This is a genomic window from Arthrobacter sp. 05N429 (genome assembly GCF_056397045.1).
Genome location: NZ_JBFTMQ010000001.1, coordinates 425952 through 437911 on the forward strand (window position 1 = coordinate 425952; position 11960 = coordinate 437911).

General features: G+C 67.4%; 9 protein-coding genes. 6 read left to right on the plus strand and 3 right to left on the minus strand.

The features are described 5' to 3' along the window. Positions 1 to 24: 24 nt before the first annotated feature. On the minus strand, positions 25 to 1176 hold the full coding sequence (locus AC1DF4_RS02105; RefSeq protein WP_476911321.1) for a glutamate--cysteine ligase: 1152 nt from the start codon (positions 1174 to 1176) through the stop codon (positions 25 to 27). A 229-nt stretch (positions 1177 to 1405) separates the two neighbouring features. Here AC1DF4_RS02105 and AC1DF4_RS02110 point away from each other — a divergent pair, with 229 nt between their 5' ends. Continuing rightward, entirely contained in the window at positions 1406 to 2227 is an 822-nt protein-coding gene (locus tag AC1DF4_RS02110; RefSeq protein ID WP_476911322.1) for a shikimate 5-dehydrogenase, read from the plus strand. Positions 2228 to 2252: 25 nt separating this feature from the next. On the opposite strand, the gene AC1DF4_RS02115 is transcribed toward AC1DF4_RS02110, so the two are convergent. Beyond that, on the minus strand, positions 2253 to 3473 hold the full coding sequence (locus AC1DF4_RS02115) for a class I SAM-dependent methyltransferase (RefSeq protein ID WP_476911323.1): 1221 nt from the start codon (positions 3471 to 3473) through the stop codon (positions 2253 to 2255). A gap of 57 nt (positions 3474 to 3530) precedes the next feature. Here AC1DF4_RS02115 and AC1DF4_RS02120 point away from each other — a divergent pair, with 57 nt between their 5' ends. The 3 genes from AC1DF4_RS02120 (at position 3531) to groL (ending at position 6709) form a co-directional block, all read left to right on the plus strand. Further along, positions 3531 to 3962 carry a hypothetical protein gene (locus AC1DF4_RS02120; RefSeq protein WP_476911324.1) on the plus strand — a complete coding sequence of 144 codons (432 nt, stop codon included), beginning with the start codon at positions 3531 to 3533 and terminating at the stop codon, positions 3960 to 3962. A gap of 763 nt (positions 3963 to 4725) precedes the next feature. Beyond that, complete coding sequence (gene groES, locus AC1DF4_RS02125) at positions 4726 to 5022, plus strand: co-chaperone GroES (RefSeq protein WP_066437027.1); 297 nt, start codon at positions 4726 to 4728, stop codon at positions 5020 to 5022. Positions 5023 to 5098: 76 nt separating this feature from the next. Further along, positions 5099 to 6709 (plus strand): chaperonin GroEL, encoded by a 1611-nt coding sequence (groL, locus tag AC1DF4_RS02130; protein WP_476911325.1) that lies wholly within the window; start codon positions 5099 to 5101, stop codon positions 6707 to 6709. A gap of 110 nt (positions 6710 to 6819) precedes the next feature. Here groL and AC1DF4_RS02135 read toward each other — a convergent pair whose 3' ends face one another. Continuing rightward, positions 6820 to 7788 (minus strand): DUF389 domain-containing protein, encoded by a 969-nt coding sequence (locus AC1DF4_RS02135; protein ID WP_476911326.1) that lies wholly within the window; start codon positions 7786 to 7788, stop codon positions 6820 to 6822. Positions 7789 to 7935: 147 nt separating this feature from the next. On the opposite strand from AC1DF4_RS02135, the gene AC1DF4_RS02140 reads away from it, so the two are divergent. After that, positions 7936 to 10014, plus strand: a complete 2079-nt coding sequence (locus AC1DF4_RS02140) for an acyltransferase family protein (protein ID WP_476911327.1) — start codon at positions 7936 to 7938, stop codon at positions 10012 to 10014. Between the two features lie 177 nt (positions 10015 to 10191). Continuing rightward, positions 10192 to 11703: an IMP dehydrogenase gene (gene guaB / locus AC1DF4_RS02145; protein WP_441404406.1), complete on the plus strand. Its 1512-nt coding sequence runs from the start codon at positions 10192 to 10194 to the stop codon at positions 11701 to 11703. The last annotated feature ends 257 nt before the right edge of the window (positions 11704 to 11960 follow it).

Sequence of the window (11960 nt, forward strand, 5' to 3'; positions counted from 1 at the left end):
GGGCCGGCGACGGGGCGGCCCGGTCTAGGCTTCGGGGCCCTTGCGCATCTGCTGGACCAGATCCAGTACGACGGCGCGCAGGTCACCGCCGTGCTCCGCCGCCACACGACGCTGCCGCTGGTACCCGGCGCCGCGCTCGATGATCTTCAGGACATCTGCCAGCTCGGCGGCGCAGCCCAGTTTCAAAGCGACGGGTTCCAGCCGCGCGACCGTCTCGCGGATGTGGTCCGTGACGAGCTGCTCATTGCCCGCGGCGTCGAGAATGATGATGGCGTCGAGGCCGTAGCGGGCCGCACGCCATTTGTTCTCCTGCACATGCCAGGGCGGCATAGTGGGAATCGTGCCGCCGTTGTCCAGCGTGGTGGAGAACTCGTCGACGAGGCATTGGGTCAGGGCGGCGATGGCGCCGATTTCCTCCAGCGAGGCCAGGCCGTCGCAGATGCGCATCTCGATGGTGCCGAAATGCGGGACCGGCCGGATGTCCCAGCGGATCTCCGAGAGCGAGTCGATGACTCCGGTGGTGAACATGTCCTGGGCGTAGGCCTCGAAGTCGTCCCAATTGGCGAACTGGAACGGCAGGCCCGCCGTGGGGAGCTGCTGGAACATCAGGGCCCGCTGCGAGGCGTATCCGGTGTCCTCGCCACCCCAGAACGGGCTGGACGCGGAAAGCGCCTGGAACTGCGGGAAGTAGTTCACCAGGCCGTCCAGGACGGGGAGCACCTTGTCCCGGCTGTCCAGGCCCACATGCACGTGGACGCCGTAGATCACCATCTGGCGGCCCCACCACTGGGTGCGGTCAATGAGCTTGGCGTAGCGCTCCTTGTCCGTCACCGGCTGGAGCTGCGGGGGGCTGAACGGGTGGCTGCCGGCGCAAAAGACCTCGACGCCCATGGGATCGGTGACGTCACGGACGGCGGCGAGGGAACTGCTCAGGTCCGCCTTTGCCTCGGCCACGGTGTTGCAGATTCCGGTGACGAGCTCCACCGTGTTCAGCAGCAGCTCCTGCTTGATGTGCGGGTGCTCGTCGTCTTCGTTCAGTTCGGGATGCTTCGCGGCGACACCGCGGAGGACCTCCTTGGCCACGGAGGCAAGCTCGCCGGTTTCCGCGTCCACGAGGGCGAGTTCCCATTCCACACCAAGAGTTGATTGCCTGGATGAAGCGAAATCAATCTTCATGTGGTCCCTTCATTGTTTAGCTGTCGTTTTCCCCGCCGGGGCCGGCAACGTCACGGGCGGATTCGCCGGACAGTTGGGGAGGCAACGGTGGTCCAAGTCTAGTGCAGGGGTCGCATCGAGCCGGCGGCCAGATTGCACCGAAGACGTGAAAGTGTTCACAAAGCAGTCGGGTGGGGGCGCTGCGCCCGGGCGAGAGCCCTTCCCGCCCCGCCTGGCGTTTAATGGAGGGGTGCCCATCCTGAATAAAGACATGACCCTGTGCATCTCACTCTCGGCCCGACCGAGCAACAACGGGACGCGCTTCCACAACCACCTGTATGAACAGCTCGGCCTGAACTGGATCTACAAGGCCTTCGCCCCGACGGACCTCGCCCAGGCGATCGCCGGCGTGCGCGGGCTCGGAATCCGCGGCTGCGCCGTGTCGATGCCGTACAAGGAGGACGTCATCGCCCTCGTGGATGTGATGGACCCCTCCGCGAAGGCCATCGACTCGGTCAACACGATCGTCAACGACGGCGGCACGCTCACCGCCTACAACACCGACTACACGGCGATCGAGCAGCTGCTGCAGCGCAACAGCGTGCCCTCCTCGTACTCGGTCCTGCTCAGGGGTGCCGGCGGCATGGCCAAGGCCACCGCGGCGGCACTGCGCGACGCCGGCTTCCGGGAGGTCACCGTGATCGCGCGCAACGAGGAAGCGGGGCGGGCACTCGCGGGGCTCTATGGGTTCACCTGGCGCGCCGACGTCGATTCGTCCGCGGCCGCCGACATGATCATCAACGTGACCCCTATTGGTATGGCGGGAGGCCCCGAGGCCGACTCCCTGTCCTTCCCCCGGGAGGCGGTGGACGCCGCGAAGGTGGTCTTCGACGTCGTCGCGCTGCCGGCCGAGACCCCGCTGGTCAAGGCCGCCCGGGCGGCCGGCAAAACCGTGATCACCGGCGCGGAAGTGGCCACCATCCAGGCGCTGGAGCAGTTTGTGCTGTATACCGGGATCCGGCCCAGCGACGAACAGGTCCGGGCAGCCGAGGACTTCATGCGGGCCCAGTAGGCCGCCGGAATCCGGAGAACCAGTCCTAGACCGGTTCCACCGAAACGGCCACCCGCTCCTCGCCGATCCTGGTGAGGACCAGGGTGGCCGTTTTCTTGCCCTTATTCTTTCCGCCGCCCGGGAGGAGCTGTTTGCGCAGCTCTTCCGGGGTGACCGACGTGCCGCGCTTCTTGATATCCAGGACTCCGATGCCCTGGTCCTTGACCCAGGCCTTGAGTGCCTTGACGTTGTAGGGCATCACCTCCAGCACCTTGTAGGCCCGGGCGAAGGGCGTGTCGCGCAGTTCCGGGGCGCAGATGTAGGCGATGTGCTCGTCCACGAGGTGCCCGCCCAGCTGGAGCGCGACGTCGGCCACCAGCCCGGCGCGGATGACGGCGCCGTCGGGCTCATACAGGTATCCCTCGACCGGCCCCACGGGGGCGGCCGGGCCGCCGTCGAAGTCCTCGGAACTGGTGAGCTCCGCCGCCCCGGCGGGGCCGAGCAGGAGGGCCGCCCGCCGGATCCCCGGACGCCGGACCGCGTTGAACCACAACGCCACTTCGGTGACGTCCCCGCCAACGGACACCCACTGGGCTTCGCAGTCCTTGGGAACAGAGTCGTGCGGCATGCCCGGGCCCATCTTCACGCCCACGGCCAGGCCTGCGCCGGCCAGCGACTCAACGAAGGACAGCGGCGGGGAGAAGTCCTCCGCATCCCAGATCCGCTTGGTGCCCGAGGTGGAGGTCGTGCGGCGCGCCGGATCCAGCCAGACGCCGCCCATTCCGTCGAGGGGCACCGTCGTCGCATCGGCATGGACCACTGTGGCGTTCCGGAAGGGGATCAGGTTCATCGTGGCGCATGCCGCCGTCGTCTCGTCCATTTCCACAGCAGTGACGGTAATGTCCAGCGAGGCGAGCGCCATGGCGTCGGCGCCGAGGCCGCAGCCAAGATCAGCCACGTGCCGCACGCCGGCCTCCGCGAAGCGCTGCGCGTGCCGGGCCGCCACGGTGAGCCGGGTGGCCTGCTCCAGGCCCGCCTGGGTGAAGATCATCTGCCGGGCGAACTCGCCGAACTTGGCTTCCGCCTTGGTCCGCAGCCGCGACTGGGTGAGCGCGGCGGAGACGAGTTCGGGGGAGTGGCCGGCCTTCCGGAGGGAGGCGTTGAGACGGAACGCCTCGTCCTCCCGGTACGGGCCCAGCGACGCCAGCAGCTCCCAGCCTTCGGGGTTAAGGAGCGGGGCGATCTGGTCCTGCGGTGCGTCAGCCATGGTCACAAGCCTAGTTCAGGGCGCCGGTGGGGCCGTGCGCCCGATAGGCTTGACGGCATGGATGACAGCGGCACAGCAAACGACGGCACGGACGAACGCTACCGGGAGGTCGACGCCGCACAGCAGGACGCCGACGGCGGCCGTCCCGCCCGCCAGGGGCTCGCCCGCTACGCCCGGCCGGCGCTGATCGCCGGCGCCGTCATCGCCGTCGTTTGCGCGGCGCTGCTGGTCATCATCTTCTTCCTGGACTCCTTCAACGCCACCGTCTATTCGGTCGGCGGCAAGGACGTTACGGACGCCACCGACGAGGCGAAATCCATCCGCGAGAGCTACGCCGCGGCCCGCATCGGCGGCATCATCTTCCTGGTCACCGGAATTGTCCTGGCTGCGGCGGGAGGCCTGGTGCTGTACCGGCACCGCAACGAGCCCGGCCCGGACGACGAGGACAACGGCGAGGACGTGGACTTCGAGGACCTCGGCGGCCGGTAGTCACCCAACGCCTGCTGGACATGCCCCGCTCCCGGCATTCAGCGTGGGCATGTCCCTCCGTGAAGTCCCGGAACCGCGGGGCATGTCCATTCCTTGGCACGGACAGAGGGCATGATGCCAATGTGTCCACCGGGTGCAACAGAGAATGAGCATGTCCCTCTAGTCCGCCCGGAAGACCCTGGGCACGCACCCCTGTGCAGCCCCGGAACCGCGGGGCATGTCCATCCTTCGGCGCGGGCACAGGGCATGATGCCAATGTGTCCACCGGCCGCGACAGGGAATGAGCATGTCCCTCGGCGCAGCCCGGAAAACCGTGGGCACGCCCCTCTGGCCAGCCCGGGCCCACTGGGCATGTCCATTCTGCAGAGCCAGGTGAGGGCATGTCCCTCTTGCCGGCCCGGAACCGCGGGGCATGTCCATTCCTTGGCACGGGCAGAGGGCATGATGCCAATGTGTCCACCGGCCGCAACGAGGAATGAGCATGTCCCTCTGTGCCGCCCGGGAACAGTGGGCATGTCCCTCTGGCCGCCCCGAAACAGCGGCATGTCCATTGGGTAATAGCGTTCACCGGGAACGAACTTCTGGCACTCGCCTTGACCGAGTGCTAACTACTTACATAGAGTCATCATTAGCACTCTCCCTAGGAGGGTGCTAACACCTGAAGCTAGACAGCCAGGCTGCTGCCGGCACCGCGACGACGGTCTGTACGCCATGGCACCACAGCTTTAAAGTCCACGAATTTGCTGACGAATAGGAGAGGTCCTTGTCGGTCTCTATTAAGCCTCTTGAGGATCGTATTGTTGTCCGCCCGCTCGAAGCCGAGCAGACCACGGCCTCCGGCCTGGTTATCCCGGACTCCGCGCAGGAAAAGCCGCAGGAAGGCGAAGTTGTTGCAGTAGGCCCCGGCCGCTTCGACGACAACGGCAACCGCGTTCCGGTCGACGTCACCGTCGGCGACGTTGTCATCTACTCCAAGTACGGCGGAACCGAAGTCAAGACCGGCGGCACCGAGTACCTCGTGCTGTCCGCCCGCGACGTCCTGGCGATCGTCGTAAAGTAACTCTCTTGGACCCCGCGCCGCCGATCCTTCTTTGACGGGTCAGTTGCGCGGGGTTCTGTCTTGAAAGGACAAAACCATGGCAAAGCAGCTTGCGTTTAACGACGCTGCCCGCCGGTCGCTTGAAGCCGGCATCGATAAGCTCGCCAACACGGTCAAGGTGACGCTCGGCCCGCGCGGCCGCAACGTCGTGCTGGACAAGAAGTGGGGCGCCCCCACGATCACCAACGACGGCGTCACCATCGCCCGTGAAGTCGAGCTGGACGACCCGTACGAGAACCTTGGCGCGCAGCTTGCCAAGGAGGTCGCCACCAAGACCAACGACGTCGCCGGTGACGGCACCACCACCGCCACGGTCCTGGCCCAGGCCCTCGTCAAGGAAGGCCTCCGCAACGTTGCGGCCGGCGCCGCCCCGGGCGAGATCAAGCGCGGCATCGAGGTCTCGGTCGAGGCCGTCGCCGCCCGCCTGCTCGAAAACGCACGCCCGGTCGAAGGCACCCAGGTCGCCAACGTCGCCTCCATCTCCGCCCAGAGCGACGAGGTCGGCGAGCTCCTGGCCGAGGCATTCGGCAAGGTCGGCAAGGATGGTGTGATCACCATCGAGGAATCCTCCACCACGCAGACCGAACTGGTCCTCACCGAGGGCATGCAGTTCGACAAGGGCTACCTGTCCCCGTACTTCGTCACCGACGCGGAACGCCAGGAAGCTGTCCTCGAAGACGCGCTGATCCTGATCAACCAGGGCAAGATCTCGTCCGTCCAGGACTTCCTGCCGCTGCTGGAAAAGGCGCTGCAGAGCTCCAAGCCGCTCTTCATCATTGCCGAAGACGTCGACGGCGAGGCTCTGTCCACGCTGATCGTCAACCGCATCCGCGGCACCCTGAACGTTGTTGCCGTCAAGGCGCCGGGCTTCGGCGACCGCCGCAAGGCCATGCTGCAGGACATCGCCACCCTCACGGGTGCGCAGGTTGTCTCGCCGGAACTGGGCCTCAGCCTGGACACGGTCGGCCTCGAGGTGCTGGGTACTGCCCGGCGCATCACGGTGACCAAGGACAACACCACCATCGTTGACGGCGCCGGATCGGCCGAGGACGTCGCAGCCCGGGTTTCCCAGCTGCGCGCGGAGCTGACCCGCACCGATTCCGACTGGGACAAGGAAAAGCTGCAGGAACGCCTGGCCAAGCTGGCCGGCGGCATCGGCGTGATCAAGGTTGGCGCAGCCACCGAGGTCGAGCTGAAGGAAAAGAAGCACCGCATTGAGGACGCCGTGTCCTCGACCCGCGCTGCCCTTGAAGAAGGCATCGTTGCCGGCGGCGGCTCCGCCCTCATCCACGCCCTCAAGGCGCTCGACGAGGACCCGGCTGTCCAGGCACTCGAAGGCGACGCTGCCGCTGCTGTTGGCATCGTCCGCCGGGCGCTGACCCAGCCGCTGCGCTGGATCGCCCAGAACGCCGGCTTCGACGGCTATGTCGTCGTCGCCAAGGTGGCCGAATCGGCTGTCAACCAGGGCTTCAACGCCAAGAGTGGCGTCTACGAAGACCTGATCGCGGCCGGCGTCATCGACCCGGTGAAGGTAACGCGTGCGGCCCTCCGCAACGCGGCTTCCATCGCGGCACTGGTGCTCACCACGGAAACCCTCGTGGTCGAGAAGCCGGCTGACGAAGACGAGCACGCGGGCCACAGCCACTAGCTCCAAGCCGCTGCAGTCCAGGCCGGTCCGGCGTCAGCCGGGCCGGCCTTTGCTGTGCCCGCCCGGTTGTGCGCCGGCCTGCCCCGTCCCGCCCCCGGAGGGCCGGGTGCCTAGCGTTGCGCCCGCGGTGCCTTGCGCCTCAGGCGCACCGCCGCGGCGTCGGGCAGCCGTTTGGTGATGAGGCGGTAGAAGACCAGCACGGCAACAGCCGCCGCCACGATTCCGACCAGGTTCAGGGCCAGTTGAAGGGCGGAACCCGCCGCTTTCTCATACTCGCCCAGTACCAGCGCGACGGCCACGAATCCGGCAGCGGGGACCGTGGTCACGGAGATGAAGACGCCGGTCAGGGCGGCGGAGCGCCCGGTGATCACGGACAGCATTCCGGCGATGCCGGCCAGTACGGCGACAATCAGGGAATACGGGCCCGGGTGGTAGATAAAGTCTGCTGCCGAGCCCCGGTCCAGGACATCGGCGGGGAAGAGGCCCAGCGGGACGGAGAGCCAGGCCGTGAACGCCGCTGCCAGCATGGCGACGGGGAAGCCGACGCCGAGGGCGAGCGCGGCGCGCCGACCCAGGTTCCATTGCCGCCGCACCAGCGCCACGGCCAGCGCCGCCAGCGGGCCGAACTCAGGACCGACAGCCATCGCTCCGACGATCAGAATCGTCGAGTCCGTGACGATGCCGATGGCCACCAGCTGGGTCGCCAGGATGAGGAAGGCAAGGAAGCTCCACGTCAGCCGCGAGTCTTCGCCCGTCTGCCGGGACACCTCATCCCAGATCACGGCGTCCGCGCCTTCGCCGGGCGCGTCGGCGCTGGCCTTGTCCGCCCGGTCGGACAGCACCAGCTCCGGCATGGTGACCGAGATCGACCCCCGCTCCTGGACATTCAGGAGATGGAGCTTCTCCACCAGCCGCTCCACGGACTCCCGCGCCAGCAGGACATGGATGACATCCCCCGGAGGGAGGACGGACGCGCCGGGCTGGCGGGACACCTCGGCGACGCCAACCACGTCGGTGGAGCAGTCCACCACGGCGTCGGACAACTCTTCCGGGACACAAATGCGCAGTTGTGCGATCACGATGCGGCCTCCTCTGGCTCGTTACAGGGTAGCCGCCGGAACCGCGGAACACCGGCGGAGAGGCGGCCCCATCGCCGCCGTGATTGGCCAGACAAATTACGGTTCGGTAACATTGACGTTTTGGAAACCTGCCTGAAGGGGCTTCTTGTGTCGAACGAGCGAACAACGGCCGGCCCGCAGGCAGCGGACCCGGGTTCCGAAGTACGCGCAAAAGCCGGCTACCGGCCCGAGGTCCAGGGCCTCCGCGCCCTCGCGGTCCTCATGGTGGTCACGTACCACGTGTGGCTCGGCCGGGTCTCCGGCGGCGTTGACATCTTCCTGCTGATCTCGGCCTTCCTGATGACCCTCAGCTTCGCCCGCAAGGTCGAAAGCGGCAAGCCCCTGCGTCTGGCGAGCCACTGGCTTCACCTGCTCAAGCGGCTGCTGCCGGCCGTCGTCGTCGTGATCCTCGGCGTCCTGGCCGGAACCCGGCTGGTCCTGCCCGAGAGCCGCTGGCCGGACGTGCTGGACCAGGCGTGGGCGTCACTGCTCTACCGGCAGAACTGGCTCCTCGCGGACACCGCCGTCGACTACTACGCGCAGGACCACGCAGGTGCCAGCCCGCTGCAGCACTTCTGGTCGCTGTCCATCCAGGGCCAGGTCTTCCTGCTCTGGCCGCTCGTGTTCGCCGGCGCAGCCGTACTCCTGCGCCTCCTCCGCCGGACCCCCGTCGGCCGCAGGGTGAGCTACGCCGCCCTCCTGGCCGCCGCATTCGGTGCGATCTTCGTTGTATCGCTCGCGTTTTCCATCGAGCAGACCGTCACTAACCAGTCCTACGCCTACTTCGATACGCGAACCCGGCTCTGGGAATTCGCCCTCGGCTCGCTGCTGGCGCTTGCGCTGCCGCACCTTCGGCCCGGCAAAGTGCTGCGCGTGGTCCTCGGCTGGACGGGTCTCGCCGCGATGCTCTCCTGCGGACTCCTGCTGACCGTGGACCGCTCTTTCCCCGGTTTCATTGCGCTGTGGCCGACGCTGGCCGCCGCCGCCATCATCGTGGCCGGACAGAGCGGCAGCCGCTTCGGCGTGGACCGTTTCCTGACCTGGAAGCCGCTGGTGAAGCTCGGCGACAACTCTTACGCACTGTACCTCTGGCACTGGCCGCTGCTGGTGCTGGCCCTCGCCGCGACGGGCATCAACGCCCCGAACCTGGTCCAGGGCCTCGCGATTGTCTCCGCGTCGATCGTGCTGGCCGTGCTGACCACCCGGTTCGTGGAGAAGCCGCTGCGCGACTGGCACTGGCCCCAGCGCCGCGTCTGGCGCACCGCCGTCGTGATCGCGGCATGCGGCGCCCTGCTGGCCGGGCCGGTGTCCGTGTGGCAGAGCAGGATGATGGCGGACGAGGCCGTTGCCGCCGCGCAGCCGAGAGAACTCACTCCCGGCGCGGCTGCCCTGGCCCCCGAAAATGCCGGCAAGCCGACGCCGGAGGCCAAGATCATTCCGGCTCCCGTGGCCATGAAGAACGAGTGGGCTGACATCGACGGTCTGTGCACCGACGGAAACGTCCCCGGCGACCCGCTGCTCGCGGGCTGCCTGCAGAACAGCCGGCCGGACAAGGTCACCAAACGCATCGTGGTGCTCGGCGACTCCCACGCCCAGCAGTACATGGCCGCGCTCGGCCCGATCGCCCGCAGCCACGGCTGGGAAGTCGTCGCCCTCCTCAAGGGCAACTGCCGCTTCGGCGGGGAGTCCCCGGAAAGGGACGCCGAATGCAACGCCTTCAACAAGGCCAGCGCCCAGTACGTCCTGGACCACCAGCCCGACGCGGTGTTCACCGTCGCCTCACTGACGCACAAAGACGCGCCCTTCGAGACCGAGGTGCCGCAATACGTCGAAGGCATCAAGCCCTTCACCGATGCCGGCATGGACGTGGTGGGCATCCGCGACAACCCCCGCTTCAACATGAACATGCCCGAATGCGTCCAGAAGAACGGGCCCGACGCCGTCAAGTGCAACGTTCCGCTGCAGGAGTCCCTTGCCGAGTCCTCACCCCTGGACGCGTACCGCGGGAAGGTGCCGCGCCTGCACCTGATGGACCTCAGCGACTTCATCTGCGCCGACGGGATCTGCCCGGCCGTGGTCGGAAATGTGTACGTCTACAAGGACGACAACCATCTGACCAAGACCTATGTCCAGACCATGATCCCGATGTTCGAACAGCGGCTGCTGAAGGCCACCGGCTGGAAGTGACAGGGCAGCGTCACCGGGCCGGTGCCGTTGCTCACATTAGCGCCCCGGAATATGGGGATTGGGCCCAAGGTTCTACTATTTATTCAACACTTCTGCACAGGCCATGCCCGTAATGACGGGCTGGTCATCTGTTGCAATCCCTACCCGTAACCCGTACCCAAGGTAAGAGGCGCACTCATGACCCAGCCCGAACACAACCCCTTCGGCTTCATCGGACTGACGTACGACGACGTCCTGCTGCTGCCCGGCCACACCGATGTGATCCCCTCCGAGGCCGACACCTCCTCCCGGATCTCCAAGCGCATCTCGGTCCAGACCCCGCTGCTCTCCGCCGCGATGGACACGGTCACCGAGTCGCGGATGGCGATCGCCATGGCACGCCAGGGCGGCCTCGGCGTCGTGCACCGCAACCTGTCCATCGCCGACCAGGCGGACCAGGTGGACCGGGTCAAGCGCAGCGAATCCGGCATGATCACCAACCCGCTCACCATCGGCCCCGAGGCCACGCTCGCCGAGCTGGACGAGATCTGCTCGCACTACCGCGTCTCCGGCCTGCCGGTCGTGGATGAAGGCATGCGGCTCCTGGGCATCGTCACCAACCGCGACACGCGCTTCGTGCCGGAAACCGACTTCCCGATCCGGCTCGTCAGCGACGTCATGACCAAGATGCCCCTTGTCACCGGGCACGTCGGCATCAGCCGCGAGGAAGCCTCGCACAAGCTGGCCACCAACAAGATCGAAAAGCTCCCGCTCGTGGACGAGCAGGGCCGGCTCAAGGGCCTCATCACCACCAAGGACTTCACCAAAGCCGAGCAGTACCCGCTGGCCACCAAGGACGAAGAAGGCCGCCTGCGCGTCGGTGCTGCCATCGGATTCTTCGGCGACGGCTGGGAGCGGGCCATGGCCCTGATCGACGCCGGCGTGGACGCGCTCTTCGTGGACACCGCCAACGGCCACTCCCAGGGTGTGCTCGACATGATCCGCCGGCTGAAGTCCGATCCCGTCGCGGCGCACGTGGACATCATCGGCGGCCAGGCCGCCACCCGCGAAGGCGCCCAGGCGCTCATCGACGCCGGTGCCGACGGCATCAAGGTCGGCGTGGGTCCCGGCTCCATCTGCACCACCCGCGTGGTCGCCGGCGTCGGCGTCCCGCAGATCACCGCCATCTACGAGTCCGCCAAGGCAGCCATTCCCGCCGGCGTGCCGCTGATCGCCGACGGCGGACTGCAGTACTCGGGCGACATCGGCAAGGCCCTGGTGGCCGGCGCGGACACGGTGATGCTTGGCTCCCTCCTCGCCGGCTGCGACGAGTCCCCGGGCGATCTGATCTTCGTCAACGGCAAGCAGTTCAAGCTCTACCGCGGCATGGGGTCCCTCGGCGCCATGCAGACCCGCGGCAAGAACACTTCCTACTCCAAGGACCGGTACTTCCAGGCCGACGTCTCCGGCGATGACAAGCTCATCCCCGAAGGCATCGAGGGCCGGGTGGCCTACCGCGGCCCCCTGGCCTCGGTGGCGTACCAGCTGGTGGGCGGCCTCCGCCAGACCATGTTCTACACCGGCGCCCCGACCGTGCCGGAACTCAAGGCCCGCGGCAAGTTCGTTCGGATCACGGCGGCCGGGCTGAAGGAGTCCCACCCGCACGACATCCAGATGACCGTGGAGGCACCGAACTACGGTTCGCGCTAGTCCCCACCCGCTCCCTAACCTCGCAAGTCCGCACCGGCTCCCGGCCCTCGCAAGCTCGGGTCGGGGCCCTCGCCGGAGCGGCTCCACGGCCAGGGAACCCTGCGGGCGTGGCCCCAACGCTGACACGCGACACACAGGCCATGGGGATCTCTCCCCATGGCCTGTCTGCGTCTGTGCAAGGTAGCCTCGAGGCTGGCCGTTGGTGCCGGGACTCCCGGACCGCGGAAGAGTGGCGCGGACAGCGGCACGGTGGCGCA

Excerpts from the sequence above, each read along its gene's own strand:
- groL (WP_476911325.1), top strand. The coding sequence starts at position 5,099 with ATGGCAAAGCAGCTTGCGTTTAACGACGCTGCCCGCCGGTCGCTTGAA.
- AC1DF4_RS02105 (WP_476911321.1), bottom strand. The coding sequence starts at position 1,176 with ATGAAGATTGATTTCGCTTCATCCAGGCAATCAACTCTTGGTGTGGAA.
- AC1DF4_RS02120 (WP_476911324.1), top strand. The coding sequence starts at position 3,531 with ATGGATGACAGCGGCACAGCAAACGACGGCACGGACGAACGCTACCGG.
- guaB (WP_441404406.1), top strand. The coding sequence starts at position 10,192 with ATGACCCAGCCCGAACACAACCCCTTCGGCTTCATCGGACTGACGTAC.
- AC1DF4_RS02115 (WP_476911323.1), bottom strand. The coding sequence starts at position 3,473 with ATGGCTGACGCACCGCAGGACCAGATCGCCCCGCTCCTTAACCCCGAA.